At 71.6% G+C, this 19,350-nt stretch carries 14 protein-coding genes; 8 read left to right on the top strand and 6 right to left on the bottom strand.

What is annotated here, in order from left to right:
- Positions 1-11: 11 nt before the first annotated feature.
- From nuoL to ASH01_RS22150, 6 genes are all read left to right on the top strand, one after another.
- On the top strand, positions 12-1,997 hold the full coding sequence (nuoL, locus tag ASH01_RS22175) for an NADH-quinone oxidoreductase subunit L (protein ID WP_056781514.1): 1,986 nt from the start codon (positions 12-14) through the stop codon (positions 1,995-1,997).
- Between the two features lie 8 nt (positions 1,998-2,005).
- Positions 2,006-3,607, top strand: coding sequence for an NADH-quinone oxidoreductase subunit M (locus ASH01_RS22170; protein WP_056781512.1), 1,602 nt, complete (start codon positions 2,006-2,008; stop codon positions 3,605-3,607).
- On the top strand, positions 3,604-5,217 hold the full coding sequence (gene nuoN, locus ASH01_RS22165; protein WP_056781510.1) for an NADH-quinone oxidoreductase subunit NuoN: 1,614 nt from the start codon (positions 3,604-3,606) through the stop codon (positions 5,215-5,217). The genes ASH01_RS22170 and nuoN overlap by 4 nt, the downstream gene beginning before the upstream one ends.
- A gap of 46 nt (positions 5,218-5,263) precedes the next feature.
- A complete protein-coding gene (locus tag ASH01_RS22160) occupies positions 5,264-6,283 on the top strand; it encodes a polyprenyl synthetase family protein (RefSeq protein ID WP_056781508.1) in 1,020 nt (339 codons plus the stop codon).
- Positions 6,284-6,366: 83 nt separating this feature from the next.
- The gene (locus tag ASH01_RS22155) at positions 6,367-7,548 is read left to right on the top strand and encodes an alanine racemase (RefSeq protein WP_056781600.1); all 1,182 of its coding nucleotides are present in this window, start codon (positions 6,367-6,369) and stop codon (positions 7,546-7,548) included.
- Between the two features lie 4 nt (positions 7,549-7,552).
- Positions 7,553-8,884: a D-arabinono-1,4-lactone oxidase gene (locus ASH01_RS22150; RefSeq protein ID WP_082620097.1), complete on the top strand. Its 1,332-nt coding sequence runs from the start codon at positions 7,553-7,555 to the stop codon at positions 8,882-8,884.
- 44 nt (positions 8,885-8,928) lie between these two features.
- Here the strand turns inward: ASH01_RS22150 and ASH01_RS22145 are convergent, their stop codons facing one another.
- Complete coding sequence (locus tag ASH01_RS22145) at positions 8,929-9,243, bottom strand: hypothetical protein (protein WP_056781504.1); 315 nt, start codon at positions 9,241-9,243, stop codon at positions 8,929-8,931.
- Between the two features lie 146 nt (positions 9,244-9,389).
- Between ASH01_RS22145 and ASH01_RS22140 the strand changes: the two genes are divergently transcribed.
- Positions 9,390-10,244: a VOC family protein gene (locus tag ASH01_RS22140; protein ID WP_056781502.1), complete on the top strand. Its 855-nt coding sequence runs from the start codon at positions 9,390-9,392 to the stop codon at positions 10,242-10,244.
- 199 nt (positions 10,245-10,443) lie between these two features.
- Here ASH01_RS22140 and ASH01_RS22135 read toward each other — a convergent pair whose 3' ends face one another.
- Positions 10,444-11,850 (bottom strand): class II fumarate hydratase, encoded by a 1,407-nt coding sequence (locus ASH01_RS22135; RefSeq protein WP_056781498.1) that lies wholly within the window; start codon positions 11,848-11,850, stop codon positions 10,444-10,446.
- Between the two features lie 128 nt (positions 11,851-11,978).
- Here ASH01_RS22135 and ASH01_RS22130 point away from each other — a divergent pair, with 128 nt between their 5' ends.
- Positions 11,979-13,715 (top strand): sialidase family protein, encoded by a 1,737-nt coding sequence (locus ASH01_RS22130; protein ID WP_056781495.1) that lies wholly within the window; start codon positions 11,979-11,981, stop codon positions 13,713-13,715.
- Positions 13,716-13,747: 32 nt separating this feature from the next.
- Here the strand turns inward: ASH01_RS22130 and ASH01_RS22125 are convergent, their stop codons facing one another.
- The 4 genes from ASH01_RS22125 to ASH01_RS22110 are packed head-to-tail and all read right to left on the bottom strand — an operon-like array spanning position 13,748 to position 19,336.
- Entirely contained in the window at positions 13,748-15,316 is a 1,569-nt protein-coding gene (locus ASH01_RS22125; protein WP_056781493.1) for an MFS transporter, read from the bottom strand.
- A 38-nt stretch (positions 15,317-15,354) separates the two neighbouring features.
- Entirely contained in the window at positions 15,355-16,356 is a 1,002-nt protein-coding gene (gene rarD, locus ASH01_RS22120; protein ID WP_082620096.1) for an EamA family transporter RarD, read from the bottom strand.
- Positions 16,353-17,441, bottom strand: coding sequence for a 2-oxoacid:ferredoxin oxidoreductase subunit beta (locus ASH01_RS22115; RefSeq protein ID WP_056781489.1), 1,089 nt, complete (start codon positions 17,439-17,441; stop codon positions 16,353-16,355). Before ASH01_RS22115 ends, rarD begins: the two co-directional genes overlap by 4 nt.
- Positions 17,438-19,336 carry a 2-oxoacid:acceptor oxidoreductase subunit alpha gene (locus ASH01_RS22110; RefSeq protein ID WP_056781486.1) on the bottom strand — a complete coding sequence of 633 codons (1,899 nt, stop codon included), beginning with the start codon at positions 19,334-19,336 and terminating at the stop codon, positions 17,438-17,440. Before ASH01_RS22110 ends, ASH01_RS22115 begins: the two co-directional genes overlap by 4 nt.
- Positions 19,337-19,350: the final 14 nt, after the last annotated feature.

Here is a 19,350-nt window from a genome sequence, read left to right as displayed (position 1 = left end):
CGCCGGCCAGAATGGGAACTCTCGTCCAGACGCTCGCGAGCTCGTCGAGCACGCTGAGCACGTATGCCGCGGGCCTCGCCACGCACGAAGGTGAGGCGCACGCCGCCACCGGGGTGACGGCATACGCGTGGCTGCTCGTCGCGCTGCCGCTGCTCGGTGCCGCCGTGCTCCTCCTCGGCGGCCGCCGCACCGACAGGTTCGGGCCCGTGCTCGCGACCGCCCTCTCCTGGGGTGCGTTCGTCGTCGGCGCGCTCGTCTTCCTCGCGATGCTCGGCCGTGGTGCCGAGGACCGCGCCGTCGGCATCAACCTCTTCGACTGGATCGCCGCCGGCTCGTTCAAGGTGAGCGCGGGGCTGCTCGTCGACCAGCTGTCCATGGTCTTCGTCCTGCTCATCACCTTCGTCGGCTCGCTCATCCACGTCTACTCGATCGGGTACATGGAGCACGACGCCGACAAGCGGCGCTTCTTCGCCTACCTCAACCTGTTCGTCGCGGCGATGCTGCTGCTCGTCCTCGCCAACTCCTACCTGCTGCTCTACGTCGGCTGGGAGGGCGTCGGCCTCGCGAGCTACCTGCTCATCGGCTTCTGGAACTACAACCCGGCCTACGCGACCGCGGCCAACAAGGCGTTCGTCGCCAACCGCGTCGGTGACTTCGGTCTGTCCATCGCGATCATCGTGATGTTCTTCCACTTCGGTGCGGTCGACTTCGCGACGGTGCTCGGCGCGGCCAGCAGCAACGCCAACCAGGGCTTCATGACGGCCATCGGCCTGATGCTCCTGCTCGGCGCCTGCGGCAAGTCGGCGCAGTTCCCGCTCCAGAGCTGGCTCGGTGACGCCATGGCCGGCCCGACGCCGGTCTCGGCGCTCATCCACGCCGCGACCATGGTCACCGCCGGCGTCTACCTCGTCGTGCGCTCGGCGCCGATCTTCGAGGCGGCGCCCACGGCCCAGCTCGTCGTCGTCATCGTCGGCGCGATCACGCTGCTCTTCGGTGCGATCGTCGGTTGCGCCAAGGACGACATCAAGAAGGCCCTCGCGGCCTCGACGATGAGCCAGATCGGCTACATGATGCTCGCCGCAGGCCTCGGCCCGGTCGGCTACGCGTTCGCGATCTTCCACCTGCTCATGCACGGGTTCTTCAAGGCCGGGATGTTCCTCGGGGCCGGGTCGGTCATGCACGGCATGAACGACCAGGTCGACATGCGCCGCTTCGGCGGCCTGTCCGGCGCCATGAAGATCACGTGGGCGACGTTCGCCGTCGGCTGGCTCGCCATCCTCGGCGTGCCCCCGTTCTCGGGCTTCTGGTCCAAGGACAAGATCATCGAGGCCGCCTTCATCGGCGAGGGCTGGCGCCCGTGGGTCTTCGGTCTGGCCGCCCTCCTCGGTGCCGGCATCACGGCCTTCTACATGTCGCGCCTGTTCTTCATGACCTTCCACGGCAAGAAGCGCTGGACCGACGACGTGCACCCGCACGAGTCGGGCAAGCTCATGACGGTCCCGATGATCGTCCTCGCGGTGGGCTCGGCTTTCCTCGGTCTGATCCTCGGCCCGACGGGACTCTTCACCTCCTGGCTCGAGCCGGTCACCGGCGCCGAGCCCGAGGGTGCCCACCCGGTCATCCCGGTGCCGGTCCTCATGGCCCTCACGCTCGTCCTCGTCGCCGCCGGTGGCGCCTTGGCGTGGCTGCGCTACTGGCGTGACGAGGTGCCGGTCACGGCCCCGGCCGGCTCGCTGCTCACGCAGGCGGCGCGCAAGGACCTCTACCAGGACCAGGTCAACGAGGCCCTCCTCATGCGGCCCGGCATCCACCTCACGCGCTCGCTCGTCTTCGCCGACAGCAAGGGCGTGGACGGTGCGGCCGGTGGCCTCGCCGCCCTCGTCGGCGGGACGAGCTCCCGCCTGCGCAAGCTGCAGAACGGCTTCGCGCGCTCCTATGCCCTGACGATGCTCGCTGGTGTCGTCGCCATCCTCGGTGCTCTTTGGGTGATGTCCTGATGACCGCAATGTCCACCGTCCCCTGGCTGACGATCCTCGGCCTCATCCCTCTCGTGGGCGCGCTCGTCGTCGCCTTCGTGCCGGGGAGCGCCGAGAACGCCAAGCGGATGGCGATCGGGTTCTCCGTCGTCACGCTCGTCGTCGGCATCATCGCCGCGACGCAGTTCGACCGTGCCTCCGGCAAGCAGTTCCAGCTCGGTGAGCAGCACTCGTGGATCCCGCAGTTCGGCGTCAGCTACTCGCTCGGCGTCGACGGCATCGCGCTCGTGCTCATCGTCATGGCGCTCGTGCTGACCCCGATCTGCCTGCTCGCCGCCTGGCACGACGTCCCCGAGGAGGCCGGCCCCCGGGGCGGCCAGCGCGTCAAGACGTACTTCGCGCTCATCCTCGTGCTCGAGACGTTCATGGTCGGGGTGTTCGCCGCCACCGACGTGTTCCTCTTCTACGTCTTCTTCGAGGCCATGCTCATCCCGGTCTACTTCCTCATCGGCCGCTTCGGCGGGCCGCGCCGGCAGTACGCCGCGATGAAGTTCCTCCTCTTCTCGCTGGCCGGCGGGCTCATCATGCTCGTCGCCGTCATCGCCCTCTACCTGCAGGGCCCCGGCGGCACCGACGGCTTCCTCATCGAGCGCCTCACGGGTCTCTCGCTCGACCCGACCACCGAGCGGCTGCTCTTCGTCGGCTTCTTCTTCGCCTTCGCGGTGAAGGCGCCGATGGTGCCGTTCCACACGTGGCTGCCCGACGCCGCCACCGAGTCCTCGCCCGCGACGGCGACGCTGCTCGTCGGCGTGCTCGACAAGGTCGGCACGTTCGGGATGATCCGCTTCTGCCTCCAGCTCTTCCCGGAGGCGAGCACGTGGGCGACGCCCGTCGTCGTGGCCCTCGCGGTGCTCTCGGTCATCTACGGTGCGCTCCTCGCAATCGGCCAGACCGACATGATGCGGCTCGTGTCCTACACCTCGGTGAGCCACTTCGGCTTCATCGTGCTGGGGATCTTCGCCTTCACGACGGTGGGCCAGGGCGGCTCGACGCTCTACATGGTCAACCACGGCTTCTCGACGGCGGCGCTGTTCCTCTTCGCCGCGATGCTCGTCCGGCGCAGGGGGAGCAAGCGCATCCCCGACTTCGGTGGGTGGCAGCGCATCACCCCTGCACTCGCGGGCATCTTCCTCGTCGCGGGCCTGTCAGGTCTGGCCCTCCCGGGCCTGTCGAGCTTCGTCTCGGAGTTCCTCGTGCTCGTCGGCAGCTTCTCCACGCAGCCGGTGGCCACGGTCATCGCGACGTCCGGCATCATCCTCGCCGCGCTCTACATCCTGCTCATGTACAAGAAGGTCATGACCGGCCCGAAGCCCGAGGGCCTCGTGGGCGAGCGCGAGCACGACCGGCTCGACGAGCGCGGCCGTCGCGGCCTCACCGCCGTGCGTGACCTGACGACGCGCGAGAAGCTCGTCGCCGCCCCGTTGATCGCCGCCTTCGTCGTGCTCGGCTTCCTGCCGAACCTCGCGTTGAACGTGATCAACCCGGCCGTCGACAAGACCTTGTCGCACGTCCAGCAAGCCGTTCCGAACCTCAACCCGGCCGGCACCGTGGCCGAAGGGAGCTCGAAGTGACCGCCGTCGCTCCGCTGGCGCTGCCCACGCTTCCCGCAGCGTTCCAGCAGTCGAACGTCGACTACCTCGCGATCCTGCCGTTGCTCATCGTCTTCGGCACGGCGCTCATCGGCGTCCTCGTCGAGGCGTTCGCCTCGCGGGAGCGTCGCCACGCCATCCAGGTGACGCTCGCCGTCGCGGGCCTGCTCGCGGCCGCCGCGGCGATCATCCTCGCGGCCAAGCACCAGGGCCTGACGATGGGTCTGACGGACGGCTCGACCAACCGCCAGCTCTTCGCCCTGGCCATCGACGGGCCGGCCCTCTTCATGCAGGCCACGATCCTGCTCCTGGGTGTCCTGGGCGTCCTGACGATGGCCGAGCGGTTCGGCGGCGTCGGTCCCGACGCCTTCACCCCGAGCGGTGCGTCGACGCCGGGCTCGGCCACCGAGACGGCGGCAGCCCGCGCGGGCGCGCTGACGTCCGAGGTCTTCCCGCTGACGATGTTCGCGATCTTCGGCATGATGCTCTTCCCGACGACGAACGACCTCATCGGCATGTTCGTCGCCCTCGAGGTGCTCTCGCTGCCGCTCTACATCCTCTCGGGCCTGGCGCGTCGTCGCCGCCTCCTCTCGCAGGAGGCGTCCCTGAAGTACTTCCTGCTCGGTGCCTTCAGCTCGGCCTTCTTCCTCTTCGGCACGGCCCTGCTCTACGGCTACGCCGGCTCGGTCTACTTCGGTGACCTGTCCAAGGCGATCGCGGCCGGACCGCTCGCGATGAACGGCCTGCTGGTGCCCGGTGCGTTCCTCGTCTTCGTCGGCCTCCTCTTCAAGGTCGGCGCGGTGCCGTTCCACGCGTGGACGCCCGACGTCTACCAGGGCGCTCCGACGCCGGTCACCGGCTTCATGGCCGCGTGCACCAAGGCCGCCGCGTTCGGCGCGATCCTGCGCCTCGGCTACGTCGGCCTCGACACCGGCCGCTGGGAGTGGACCAACGCGCTCGTCCTCGTCGCCCTGCTCACCATGGTCGTCGGTTCGGTGCTGTCGGTGACGCAGACCGACATGAAGCGCCTGCTCGCCTACTCCTCGATCGCGCACGCGGGCTTCATCCTCGTCGGCGTCCTCGCCTTCGACCGCAAGGGCGTCGGCGCGGTGCTCTTCTACATCGTCGCCTACGGCTTCTCGACGATCGCGGCCTTCGCCATCGTCTCGCTCGTGCGCCAGAACGGCGCCGAGGCCACGCACCTGTCGCAGTGGGCCGGCCTCGGCAAGCGCTACCCGGTCGTGGCCGGCGCGTTCGCCTTCCTCATGCTCGCCTTCGCCGGCATCCCGCTGACCTCGGGCTTCGTCTCGAAGTTCGGCGTCTTCTCGGCGGCGATCGGCACGGGTGGCGCGACCGGCACGGTCCTGGCGATCGTCGGTGTCCTGTGCAGCGCGATCACGGTCTTCGTCTACGCCCGGGTCATCGTCCTGATGTTCTTCAGCGAGGCCCCCGACGACGCCGTCGAGGTCGTCATCCCGTCGGTCTCGACGACGTTCTCGATCGCCATCGGCACCCTGGCCACGCTCGCCCTCGGCGTCCTGCCGTCGGCGCTGCTCGACCTGGCCGACCGCGCCTCGCAGTTCGTCCGATGACGGCTCAGCCACGGCTGCAGGGTCGTCCGTCCGGTCACGGGGCTCGATGACGACGCACGCCACCCCGCCGGTCCTCGGGATCCCCGGGGCGACTGCGGACCTGTCGGCACGCCTGCGTGACGGCCTGGCCCGGGTCGACGCCCTGCTGACGCAGGTCGTCGACCACGACGACCCGTTCATCGCGGCCGCGTCGGGGCACCTCGTCGCGGCGGGCGGCAAGCGGTTCCGGCCGCTGCTGACGCTCCTCGCGGCCGAGCTCGGTGAGGGCATCAACGACGACGTCGTCGCGGCTGCGGCAGGTGTCGAGCTGACCCACCTCGCCTCGCTGTACCACGACGACGTCATGGACGAGGCGAGCGTGCGGCGTGGTGTCGCGTCGGTCAACGCGGCCTACGACAACTCGACGGCGATCCTCGTGGGCGACCTGCTCTTCGGCAAGGCGTCCGAGCTCGTCGCGGGTCTCGGCGCCGAGGCCGTCCTCATCCAGGCCCAGACGTTCGTCCGCCTCTGCAACGGGCAGATCCGCGACGACCGTCCCTGCCCCGAGGGCGTCGACCCGGTCGACTACTACCTCGGTGTCCTCGCCGACAAGACCGGCGTGCTCATCGCGACGGCCGGACGCTACGGCGTCATGTTCAGCGGCGGCTCGCCCGAGTCGGTCGAGATCATGCGCTCCTACGGCGAGAAGCTCGGCATCGCCTTCCAGCTCGCCGACGACCTCATCGACATCGCGTCCGACGCCGACGACAGCGGCAAGATCCCCGGCACCGACCTGCGCGAGGGCGTCGACACCCTGGCCGTGCTGCGGTTTCGCGCCACGGCCGATCCCGCCGATGCGTCGGACGCACGTCTGCTCGAGCTCCTCGACGGTGACCTCACCGACGACGACGCGGCCCTGGCGGAGGCCCTCGGGCTCCTCCGGGCCCACCCGGCCCTCGCGGTCGCGCGCGACGAGACGTATGCCGTCGCCCGCGAGGCGCAGGCCCTGCTCGACCCGCTGCCCGACAGCGACGCCAAGGCAGCCTTACAGGCTCTGGCGATGAGCGTCGTCGACCGCGTCGGCTGACGTCCCCTCGCGACCACCCTCACCCCAACTCGAGTGAGATCGGGGGGTCACGGGGTGGGGTGACGCTGGGTAGGGTGCAGACCATGCATCGCCGCCTGTCGCCGCCCGTCGCGGCGCGCCTCTCGGCGGCGACCGCCGACCTGCACGGCCCGCTCGCCGTCGTCGACCTCGACGCCTTCGACGCCAACGCCGCGACCCTCGTCGACCTCGCCGCGGGCGTGCCGATCCGCATCGCGACGAAGTCGCTGCGCAGCAGACCCCTCATCGAGCGGGCCCTCGGGCGCGGCGGCTTCGAGGGCCTGATGTGCTACGCCGTGCGCGAGGCCCTCTGGTGGGCCCGCGACGGTCACGACAACCTCCTCGTCGCCTACCCGAGCGTCGACGTCCCCGCTCTGGCCGAGCTCGCTGCCGACCCCGCCCTGACCCGGGCCGTCGTCGTCATGGTCGACAGCGTCGAGCACGTCGACTTCATCGCCCGCGAGGTGCCCGGCCACGAGGGCCTGCGCGTGGCGATCGACGTCGACGCGTCGCTCCGGGTCGGCCCCGCACACATGGGGGTCCGCCGGTCACCCACCCGCACGCCGGCCGACGTCGAGGCGGTCATCCGTCGGGCCCAGGAGCGGGGCCTCGTCGTCGCCGGCCTCATGTTCTACGACGCCCAGATCGCCGGTCTGCCCGACTCCTCGCCCGTCGTGCGCCGGATGAAGAAGGTGTCCGACGCCGAGCTGCGCACCCGCCGGGCCGAGGTCGTCGCGGCCGCGCGCGCCCTCGCCGACCTCGAGCTCGTCAACGGCGGTGGGACCGGCAGCCTCCACGTCACGCACCACGACCCGTCGCTCACCGAGCTCGCTGCGGGGTCGGGTCTCTTCGCGCCGACCCTCTTCGACGGCTACGACGCGCTGTCGCTGCGTCCGGCCGCCTACTTCGCCGCCCCGGTGGTGCGCCGACCCGGCGCAGGGATGGTGACGGCATACGGCGGCGGTTACGTCGCGTCGGGGCCGCCCGGCTGGTCCCGCGTGCCGAGCCCGCTGCCCGAGCACGAGGTCGCGCTGCTCCGGCGGGAGGGGGCGGGCGAGGTGCAGACGCCTCTCGAGGGTCCGGGCGCCGACCGGCTCTCACTGGGTGATCGGATATGGTTCCGGCACGCCAAGGCAGGGGAGCTGGCCGAGCGCTTCACGGAGTTCGCGCTCGTCAGCAGCGACGGAGGCGACCGGGTCGTCGGACGGGCCGCGACCTATCGTGGGGAAGGGCAGTGTTTTGGCTGACAGCGTGGGTGGCGTGAAGCGTCGCGTCGTACGCAGCATCGACTGGTCCAACTGGGCCGGCACCGAGTCCTCGAAGCTCGCGCGCGTGGCGACGCCGCGCAGCGAGGCGGAGGTCGTCGAGGAGGTCGTGCGAGCTGCCGACCGGGGGCTGCGGGTCAAGGCGATCGGCGCCGGTCACTCGTTCACCGGCGTCGCCGTGACCGACGGGGTGCAGCTGCGCCTCGGCGCCCTGAGCGGGGTCACCTCGATCGACTCGACGCGCGGCGAGGCCACCGTGCGCGCCGGCACCCCGCTGCACGTCCTCAACGAGGAGCTCGAGGCGTTCGGCTACGCGCTGCCCAACCTCGGCGACATCGACCGGCAGAGCCTCGCCGGCGCCACCGGCACCGGGACGCACGGCACCGGTCTGCGCCTGACGGGCCTGTCCGCGGGCATCCGGGCGCTGCGCATCGTCCTCGCCGACGGGTCTCTCGTCGAGTGCTCCCCGACGCACGAGCCCGAGCTCTTCCAGGCTGCCCGTCTCGGGCTCGGAGCTCTCGGCATCGTCACCGAGATCACCGTCGCCGTCGTGCCCGCCTTCCTGCTCCACGCCGTCGAGCGTCCCGAGTCCCTCACCGACGTGCTGGCCCACGCAGACGTCTCGGCGGAGGCCAACGACCACTTCGAGTTCTACTGGTTCCCCCACACCGACCGGGCCCTGACCAAGCGCAACAACCGCGTGCCCGAGGGCACGGCGAGGCGCCCGCTGCCGGCCTGGCGCGAGAAGCTCGACGACGACCTCCTGAGCAACCGCTTCTTCGAGCTGACCAACCGTGTCGCCACCCGGATGCCGCGCTCGACGAGGAGCATCAACGCCATCGCGTCGCGTGCCCTGAGCGAGCGCCAGTTCACCGACAGCTCGCGCAAGGTCTTCGTCACCGCGCGCGAGGTGCGCTTCATGGAGTCGGAGTGGGCCTTCCCGCGCGCGAGCCTGTCCGAGGTGCTGCTCGAGCTGCGCGAGTGGGTCGACACCCACGACGAGCGCATCTCCTTCCCCGTCGAGTGCCGCGTCGCCGCTGCCGACGACGTCTGGCTCTCGACGGCCTACGAGCGCCAGAGCTGCTACATCGCGATCCACAAGTACCACCGGCAGGGGCGGGGTGCCTACTTCGACGCGTTCGAGGCCATCGCCGTCAACCACGGCGGTCGCCCGCACTGGGGCAAGCTCCACACGCGCCACGCCGACTACCTCCGCGGCGTCTACCCGCGCTTCGACGACTTCCTCGCGGTGCGCAACCGCGTCGACCCGGAGCGCCGCTTCGGCAACCCCTACCTCGAGCGGGTCCTCGGCCCCTGAGCGCCGCCGTCCCGGCGAGCGATGGCGTATGCCGTGTCCGCCACTCAGGCGCCGGCGCGCGCCGAGCGCTGTCGCTCCCAGGCGAGGCGCAGCGAGCGCCTGATGGCGTCCTCGTCGCCCGTGAGGTCGGCCTGCAGCTTGGCGTGCGCCTCCCACCGGGGCGGCACGCCGAAGGTGTCGGGGTGGGCGCTGACGAGCTGCTCGCGGTCGCGGCCGCCGAGGCGGACGAGCAGCGTGCCGGCAACGTCGGCTCGGGCCACGAGCAGCCCGTCGACGTACCACGCGCGGCGCCCGTCGGTGCGTCTGGCGCGGACCCCGTCGAGCGTCCGCAGGTACTCGTCGACGTCGTCCAGGGTCATCCACCGACGGTAGACCGCACGGGCCGGCCTGCGGGGCGTGCGCTCCCGCTCGGCGGCACCTGGTGACGACCGTCGTGTGCGTCGACGGCTGTCGGCGGGCCCACCTACGGTGGAGAACGACCCACACCGACGCCGAGGAGGATGCCGTGACCGAGCAGAGGACCTACCCCGAGGGCGTGACCTCGTGGGTCGACACCGAGCAGGACGACGTCGATGCCGCCGCCGACTTCTACAGCGGGCTCTTCGGCTGGACGTTCACCGAGGCCACCCCGCCGGGGGTGCCGTTCCGCTATCTCATCGCCCAGCTCGACGGCCAGGACGTCGGTGGGCTCGGCGGCCCCGCGACACCCGCGGCCGAGGACGCCGGTGGTGATGGCGGTGGAGCGGCCCGGTGGCACACCTACGTCGCGGTCGACGACGCCGAGGCCGCGACCAGCCGCGTCGAGGAGGCCGGGGGAGCGGTCGTCCAACCGCCGACGGCTGCCGGCGAGGGTGGCCGGTCGGCCGTCGTGCGCGACCCGCAGGGACTCGAGGTGCGCCTCTGGGAGGCCAGGCGACGTCTGGGCTCGCAGGTGACCAACGTCCCGGGTGCCTGGAACTTCAGCGACCTGCACACCGACGAGCCCGCGGCCGCGCAGCAGTTCTACGCCCGGGCCTTCGGCTGGGAGTTCGCCGACGTCGGCTTCGCCACGATGATCCGGGTGCCCGGCTACGGCGACCACCTCGCCTCGACGGTCGACCCCGACATCCACGAGCGACAGTCCGGGGCGAGGGTGCCACCGGGCTTTGCCGACGCCATCGGCTGGGTCGTGCCCGTCGCACCGGCCGCCGAGCCGGGTTGGCACGTGACCTTTACCGTCGCCGAACGCGACGCGGCGGCCGAGCGTGTCGTGCGGCTCGGCGGGTCCGTCGTCCGCACCGGCGACAGCGACTGGACGCGCACCGCCGTCGTGCGCGACCCGCAGGGCGCCGTCTTCACGGTCAGCCAGTTCCTCGGCTGATCGCGGGACCTCCCGCTGCTCGGCGAGCGGGGTCGCGTCAGCCGTGGACCTTCACCGTGCACACGGCCGACGTGGCCGGGTTGCGCCGTGCGCCCTGTGCCTTGCACCGTGAGGTGACTCAGCGCCCCGGCAGCCGGGTCGGCCGGTGGCCGGGTGGACGCTGGGTCGCTGGATGACTCAACGCACAGGGACCTCGACGTCAGTCCTCGGGGCGGGTCATCGAGAGGACGTCGAGGGCCTCGTCGAGCTGCTGCTCGGTGAGCTTGCCGTCGGCCACGTGACCCTGCGCGATGACGACGTCGCGGATCGTGCGCCGCTCCTTGACCGCCTGCTTGACGACCGCGGCCGCCGCCTCGTAGCCGAGGTAGCGGTTGAGCGGCGTGACGATCGAGGGCGAGCCCTCGGCGAGGGCCCGCGCGTGCTCGACCTCGGCCGTGATGCCGTCGACGCAGCGGTCGGCGAGCAGGCGGCTCGTCGAGGCGAGCAGCCCGATCGACTCGAGGACGTTCTTGGCCATGACCGGCAGCATGACGTTGAGCTCGAAGTTGCCCGCAGCGCCGGCCGTCGTGATGACGACGTCGTTGCCGATGACCTGCGCGCACGCCATGAGGGTCGCCTCGGGCACGACGGGGTTCACCTTGCCGGGCATGATGCTCGACCCGGGCTGGAGGTCGGGCAGGTGGATCTCGCCGAGGCCCGTGCGGGGCCCGGAGCTCATCCAGCGCAGGTCGTTGCAGATCTTCGTCAGGCTCACGGCCACGACCTTGAGCGCCCCGGACAGCTCGACGACGGCGTCCTGCGCCGACTGCGCCTCGAAGTGGTTCGCGGCCTCGCGGAACGGGATGCCGGTGACCCCCGAGACCCGCTCGATCACCTTGCGGGCAAAGCCGGGTGCCGCGTTGAGACCGGTTCCGGCGGCCGTGCCACCGAGGGGCAGCTCGCTCGTCGCCTCCGCCGCGCTGCGCACCCGGCTGGCGCCGAGCTCGACCTGGCGCCGGTAGCCGCCGAACTCCTGCCCGAGCGTCACCGGCACGGCGTCCATGAGGTGGGTGCGTCCGGCCTTGACGACGTCGGCGAACTCGGTCTCCTTGCGGCCCAGGGCGAGCGCGAGGTGCTCGAGCGCCGGCACGAGGTCGAGGACGCTCGCCGTCGTCGCCGCGATGCGCAGCGCGCTGGGGAACGTGTCGTTGCTCGACTGGCCGGCGTTGACGTGGTCGTTGGGGTGCACGTCGAGGTCGCTCGCGAGGTGTGCGATCCGTGCCACGACCTCGTTGACGTTCATGTTCGTCGAGGTGCCCGACCCGGTCTGGAAGACGTCGATCGGGAACTCGTCGTCGTGGTCGCCGTCCGCGACCTCACCGGCTGCCGCCGCGATGGCTCGGGCCCGATCGGCGTCGAGGACCCCGAGCTCGGCGTTGACGTCGGCGGCGGCGGCCTTGAGCCGAGCGAGGGCGTGGACGACGCCCGGCGGCACCGGCTGCCCGCTGATCGGGAAGTTCTCGACGGCCCGCGCCGTCTGCGCGCCCCACAACGCGTCGGCGGGCACCTGTACCTCGCCCATCGAGTCGTGCTCGGTCCGGAAGCCTGCCGCTGACACGTCGCTCATGTCCCCATCATCCACGTCTCGCCGACGAGATCCGCGCCGTAGACCTTGTCGGATGCCGGGTCGCGGGCGCACGCTGGACGGTGCGGGCGCCGACGCGATCCTTTGACGTACCACCCTGAGGAGAGGCCATGGCTCACCGTCGAGTTCTCACCGCGTGCATCGTGTCCGTCGCGACCGCCCTCGCCGGAGCCGCGGTCGCGGTGGCCTCCCCACCCGACGAGATCGTCAGCGTCGCCAGTCCGCCCACCCCCTTCTCGCAGAACAAGCAGAACGAACCCGCCGTCGCGATCGACGCCCACGACCCGAGCGTCGTCGCGGCCGGGGCCAACGACGAGATCGACGACGAGTCGTGCGCGGCCGGGGACCCGACCACCTGCCCCTTCACGGACGGCGTGGGTGTCTCCGGGGTGTACTTCTCGTTCACCGGCGGCAGCGGGTGGACCCAGCCGACCTACACCGGCCTCACGGGCCGTGACTGCCTCGGACCCGCGGCCTGCACCGCGCACCCCGGCCCCATCGGCACGCTCCCCGGCTACGCCGCGAAGGGACTCGTCTCGGACGGTGACCCGGCGGTCGCGTTCGGCCCGCGTCCCGCGTCGGACGGGACGTTCTCGTGGGTCAACGGCTCGCGCCTCTACTACGCGAACCTCACCTCGAACGTCTCGGCGGACAAGGAGTCCGCGACCTTCAAGGGCTTCGAGGCCATCGCGGTGTCGAGGACCGACGACCCGCACGCGGCAGCCGCGGGTGACGCCACGGCGTGGAAGGACCCGGTGATCATCTCCAAGCAGTCGTCGACGACGTTCTCCGACAAGGAGCAGGTGTGGGCCGACAACGCCGAGTCGAGTCGGTTCTTCGGCAACGTCTACGTGTGCTGGGCCTCGTTCAGGAGCAACAGCCGCGGCAACGCCCTCCCGACGCCCCTCATCGTCGCGCGGTCGACGGACGGCGGAGGCACGTGGACGACGAAGCAGGTCGGCCCCGCGACCGACAACGGGATCAACGGGCAACCTGACGGCTGCACGGTCCGCACGGACAGCCACGGCAACGTGTACGTCTTCGGCATCGGCAGGCGTGCGGGCACCGATCTCCAGCTCATGTACCGCTCGACCGACGGCGGCGCCCACTGGGCAGGCCCGACGGTCGTCGCCCGGGTCACCGAGCCCGGTGTCACCGACCCCGTGCTCGGTCGCCCGACCATGGACGGGATCGCAGGAGCTCGCGTCGACCTGGCGGCAGGCCCGAGCGTCGACATCGCCAACGGGGCCCCGAGCGGGGCCGGCGCCACGAACCAGATCGTCATGACCTGGGCAGACGGTGCCTCCGGACTCGACCACGAGAGCCTGCTGTGGACGACCTCCACCACGGCGGGCGCCAGCTGGACCGCTCCGGCCGCGCTCGAGCTGCCGACGGGGGACCGCCCCGTCTACACCGCGCCGGCGCTGTCTCCCGACGGCACCGACCTCTACGTCGTCGACAACGCCTTCACGACGCCCTACCGGCACGACACGGCGTCGTCCCGCGGTCTCGTCGGTCAGGTCTGGCACGCGAACATCGTGGCCGGGGTGCCGAGCGGGTGGTCGTCACTGGACCGCAGCGCCGTCGGCGACCCGCGCGGGACGAGCCAGAACGGCCTGACCGCCGAGTTCCTCGGCGACTACGTCTATGCGGCCGCGACCCGCGACGGCGTGGTCGGCGTCTGGAACGACGCGTCGCACGCCGCCGACTGCCCGGCGATCGACTCGTACCGCGCCTCGCTCTACACGGCGAGCCCCAAGCCGCCGCCCGACGTCCTCGCGGCGTGCCCGGCGACCTTCGGCAACAGCGACATCCGTGGTGGGAGCTGGGCCGACCCGACGCCCTGACGGTGCGGCCGACCGGGCGGGGCGGACTTGCGTCAGCGCCCGGTCGGCGCCCCGCCCAGCGCGGGCAGGTCCTCGTCGTGGTGGTGCGCCGTCCCCGGGCACCCCTCCGAGCCGGCGCACGACCAGCCGGCCGGAACCGCTCGCGTATGCCGTGTCGCCCCCGCTGCGGCGGCGCGCCCCTGCCGCTCGGCACCCGTCTCGTCGGTGCCGGACGGCGCGGGTGCGGGGTTGCGGATGAGCAGCCACGACACGACACCTCCGGCGGCGAGCATCCCGGCGCACAGGAGCATCGCGGTCCGGTACGCCGACGAGAAGGCCTCGGGGACGGCGTAGTCCGAGCCGCTGAGCCCGACGACGGCCGGCAGTGCGGCGACGGCGAGGAGACTGCCCGCGCGCGCGACGGCGTTGTTGACCCCGCTGGCGACGCCGGCGTAGCGGTCGGGAGCCGCGGCGAGGACCGTCGCCGTCAGCGGCGCGACGAGCAGGGTGAGCCCGAGGCCGAAGACGGAGATGCCGGGCAGGACGCCGGTCCAGTAGGTCGAGCCGGCGCCGACACCCGACAGCAGGAGGGCGCCGACCGCGCACACGACCGGGCCGACCGTCATCGGCAGGCGTGGCCCGATGCGGGAGGCGAGCGCACCTCCCCGCGCCGCGAAGAGCAGCATGAGCACGGTGACCGGCAGCGAGGCCATGCCGGCGAGCAGCGGGCCGTAGCCGAGGACGGTCTGGAGCTGGAGGGTGAGGAAGAAGAAGACGGCGCCCAGGGCGGCATACACGAGCAGGGTCATCGCGTTGGCCGCGCTGAACTGGCGCGACGCGAAAAGAGCGGGCGGGACCATCGGGTGTGAGATACGGCGCTCGACGACGACGAACGCCGCGCCGATGGCGAGGCCGACGAGCCCGACCCCGGTGGCCGCCGTCGCTCCGAGCGACTCGTGCTGGATCAGGGCGAAGGTCGTCGTTCCCAGGGCGAGCGTCGCGAGCACCGCGCCGGTCACGTCGAAGTGGTGGTCGGCACGGTCGTCCCTGGTCTCGGGGACGTGCAGCTGCGCGATCCAGACGGTCGCGGCGCCGAGGGGCAGGTTGACGAGGAAGGCCCAGCGCCAGCTCGCGTACTGCACGAGCCACCCGCCGACGAAGGGCCCGAGGGCGGAGGCGATGCCGCCGAGTCCGGACCACGTGCCGATGGCCTTGCCGCGGTCGTCGGGACGGAAGGACGCCTGGATCATCGACAGGCTGCCCGGCGTCAGCAGCGCCCCTCCCACGCCCTGGAGCACCCGGCCGACGATGAGCTGGACGGGTGACTGCGCGAGACCGCAGGCGGCGGAGGCCACCGTGAACCACACGACCCCGATGACGAATACGCGTCGGCGGCCGAAGCGGTCACCGAGTGACCCGCCGAGGAGGATGAGCGAGGCGAGCGCGAGGAGGTAGCCGTTGGTGATCCACTGCAGCTCGGCGAGGCTCGCGCCGAGCTCCTCGCCGATCCGGACGAGCGCGACGTTGACGACGGTCCCGTCGAGCAGGGCCATCCCCGAGCCGAGCACGGCAGCGGCGATGACGAACCGACCGGTGCGGGAGCCCAGGACGACGTCGCTCACACCGGCAGTCTGTCACCGCGGGTGCGACGAATGGCTCCTCAGCGCGGGCAGTCGTCGACGGGCAGGTCGCGCCGCGCGGCCCGGGCGCCACGCAGGCTGAGGAGCGAGTCGACGGTGAGGACGACGAGCGCGAGCCAGACGATGCCGAAGCCGATCCACCGCTCGGACGGCATGTGCTCGTCGAGCAGGACCACCGCGCAGAGCAGCTGCATGACCGGGGTGATGAACTGGATGAGCCCGATCGACACGAGCGGGATGCGGCGCGCCGCGGCGGCGAAACACAGCAGCGGCACCGCGGTGACCAGCCCGGAGAGGACGAGCAGCGACGTGTGCACGCCACCGTGCAGGCCGAACTCGAGGCCGCCCTGCGCGCCGACGACGAGCAGCAGCACGACGGCGACGGGGGCGAGCACGACGGTCTCGACCGTGAGCCCGTGGATGGCGTCGAGGCTGACGCCGACCTTCTTCTTCGTCAGCCCGTAGAGCGCGAAGGACACCGCCAGCGTCAGGGCCACCCACGGCACGCGTCCGCCGGAGACGCCGAGGTAGACGCCCGCGACGACACCGATGCCGACGGCCACCCACTGGAGGACGCGGAGGCGCTCACCGAGCACGACGACGCCGAGGGCGACCGTGACGAGGGGGTTGAGGAAGTAGCCGAGCGCGGCCTCGGACGTGTTGCCCGACGTCACGGCCGCGACGTAGACGACCCAGTTGACCGCGATGAGCACCGCCGCCACCGCGGTGCCGGCGAGCAGCCGCGGCCGACGCAGCAGCGGCCTGATCCAGCCGAGGTCGCGCACGACGAGCAGCACGACGACGCAGAAGAGCAGCGTCCAGAGGATGCGGTGGGCGAGGATCTCCCACGGCCCGGCGGGTTTGAGCGCGTCGAAGTAGAGCGGGAAGAGCCCCCAGAGGCCGTAGGCCGCGAATCCGAGCAGGGTGCCCCGCCCGACCTCGCCGTGGGGTGCCGTCGACCCCGTCCCGCGCGTGCCGGACTCGCTCGGCGCGAGGGACGGAGCGGTCTCGCGCGCGGTCACGCCCCCACGGTCCAGGTGTCCCGACCGGCGAGCAGGGCGTCGATGTCGGCGTCCGTGACCTCACCCGTGCGGGCCGAGGCGATCTGCTCGCGCAGCGAGTCGTCGTAGGTCGGGCGCTGGACGTTGCGGAAGATCCCCATCGGGACGTGCCCGAGGTCGGGGCTGTCGAGCCGCGAGAGCGCGAACGCCGCGGACGGGTCGTGGGCCGACTCGTCGTGGCGCACGATGCGGGCCGGGTCGGCCTCGGCGCGCGGCACGACGGCGAGCGACCCGCGGTCGTCACGCACGACGACCGTCTCGGCGGTGCCGACCTCCTCGCCGTCGGCGAGGTGCAGGATGCGGGCGGCCGCCTCGGTGCGGTCCTTGAGCACGTCGAAGACGCCGTCGTTGAAGATCGGGCAGTTCTGGTAGATCTCGACGAGCGCCGACCCACGGTGCTCGGCCGCGGCACGCAGCACCGACGTCAGGTGTTGGCGGTCGGAGTCCATCGTGCGGGCCACGAAGCTCGCCTCGGCGCCGAGCGCGAGCGACACGGGGTTGAAGGGCGTGTCGAGCGAGCCCAGCGGCGTCGACTTCGTCACCTGGCCGACGTGCGAGGTGGGGGAGTACTGCCCCTTCGTCAGGCCGTAGATCTCGTTGTTGAAGAGCAGGATCTTGAGGTTGACGTTGCGGCGCAGGGCGTGGATGAGGTGGTTGCCACCGATCGACAGGGCGTCGCCGTCGCCGGTGACGACCCAGACCGAGAGGTCCTCTCGCGTCGCCGCGAGGCCGGTCGCGATGGCCGGGGCACGGCCGTGGATCGAGTGCATGCCGTAGGTGTCGAGGTAGTAGGGGAAGCGCGAGCTGCACCCGATGCCCGAGACGAAGACGATGTTCTCGCGCTTGAGCCCGAGCTCGGGGAGGAAGCCCTGCACGGCGGCGAGGATCGCGTAGTCTCCGCACCCGGGGCACCAGCGCACCTCCTGGTCGGACGTGAAGTCCTTCTTCGTCAGCGCGGTGCCGTCGGTGAGGCGTGGGACGCCGGCGGTGCCGTGGGCACCGGGGGCGCCTGGCCCGCTGGACGGCATACCCAGGTCGGTGGTCACTTGGCGGCCTCCTTCAGGGGCACGTCCGAGACGGACGCCACCGCGGTGGCGATGACGTCGGCGAGCTCGCCCGCCTGGAACGGCAGGCCGCGCACCGAGGTGTGCGACTCGATGTCGACGAGGTACTTGGCCCGCAGCAGCATCGCGAGCTGGCCGAGGTTCATCTCGGGCACGATGACGCGCTGGTAGGAGCGGAGCACGTCGCCCGTGTTGGCGGGGAAGGGGTTGAGGTGGCGCAGGTGCGCCTGGGCGACACGGGCTCCGGTGGCCCGCGCCAGGCGGACGCCCGCGGCGATGGGGCCGAAGGTCGAGCCCCAGCCGAGGACGAGGACGTCGGCGTCGTCGGTCGGGTCGTCGACGACGAGCTGCCCGATGGTGTCGGCGATCCCGTCGATCTTGGCCTGACGCAGGCGCGTCATGTGGTCGTGGTTGTCGGGGTCGTAGGAGATGTTGCCCGTGACGTCCGCCTTCTCGATGCCCCCGACCCGGTGCTCGAGGCCCGGTGTGCCCGGGATCGCCCACGGCCGAGCGAGCGTCTCGGGGTCGCGGAGGTAGGGGTGGAAGGTCGGCTGGCCCTTGTCGTCCACGGCGTTGGGCTCGGTCGCGAACTCCACGGCGATGTCCGGCAGGTCGGCCGTGCGGGGCAGCCGCCACGGCTCGGACCCGTTGGCGAGGTAGCCGTCGGACAGCACGATGACGGGCGTGCGGTAGGTCGTCGCGATGCGCACGGCCTCGACGGCGACGTCGAAGCAGTCGGCCGGCGTCGCGGGTGCGACGACGGCCACCGGCGACTCGCCGTTGCGGCCGAAGAGCGCCTGGAGCAGGTCGGCCTGCTCGGTCTTGGTCGGCAGGCCGGTCGAGGGGCCACCGCGCTGGATGTCGCAGACGATGAGCGGCAGCTCGAGCGACACGGCGAGGCCGATCGTCTCGGCCTTGAGCGCGAGGCCGGGCCCCGACGTCGTCGTCACACCGAGCGCGCCGCCGAAGCTGGCACCGAGGGCGGCGCCGACACCGGCGATCTCGTCCTCGGCCTGCATCGTCGCGACGCCGTAGCGCTTGAGCCCGGCGAGCGTGTGGAGGATGTCGGAGGCCGGCGTGATCGGGTAGCTCCCGAGGAAGAGCGGCAGGTGTGCGCGGTGCGCAGCGGCCACGAGGCCGAGCGACAGCGCGACGTTGCCGGTGACGTTGCGGTAGGTGCCCGCCGGCATCGCGGCCGGGGCCACCTCGTAGGCGACCGCGAAGTCCTCGGTGGTCTCGCCGTAGTTGAAGCCCGCGCGCAGGGCGGCGAGGTTGGCCTCGAGGATCTCGGGCTTGTCGGCGAACTTCGCCTTGAGGAACGCCTCGGTGCCGTCCATGGGCCGGGTGTAGAGCCACGAGAGCAGGCCGAGCGCGAACATGTTCTTCGCGCGCTCCTTCTCCTTGCGGGTCAGGTCGGTGAAGGACACGAGGGCCTCGACGGCGATCGAGGTCAGGGCCACCGGGTGCACGTCGTAGCTGTCGAGCGAGCCGTCGTCGAGCGGGTTCTCGACGTAGCCGACCTTGGAGAGGTTGCGCTTGGTGAACTCGTCGGTGTTGACGATGATCGCTGCGCCCCGCGGCAGGTCGCGCAGGTTGGCCTTGAGGGCGGCGGGGTTCATCGCGACGAGGACGTCGGGGGCGTCACCCGGCGTCAGCACGTTGTGGTCGGCGAAGTGCAGCTGGAAGCTCGAGACGCCGGGCAGCGTGCCTTGGGGCGCCCGGATCTCGGCGGGGAAGTTCGGCAGCGTCGACAGGTCGTTGCCGAGCAGTGCGGTCTGCGACGTGAAGCGGTCTCCGGTGAGCTGCATGCCGTCGCCGGAGTCCCCGGCGAATCGGATGACCACGCGATCGAGCTTCTGGACCAGTTTGGCGCTCATGCTCTGCGACGTCC

Origin of the sequence: Terrabacter sp. Soil811 (genome assembly GCF_001429655.1) — a bacterium.
Lineage (GTDB): Bacteria > Actinomycetota > Actinomycetes > Actinomycetales > Dermatophilaceae > Terrabacter.
Note: the sequence above shows the minus strand (reverse complement) of the source record. Positions and strands in the feature narration are given on the sequence as shown.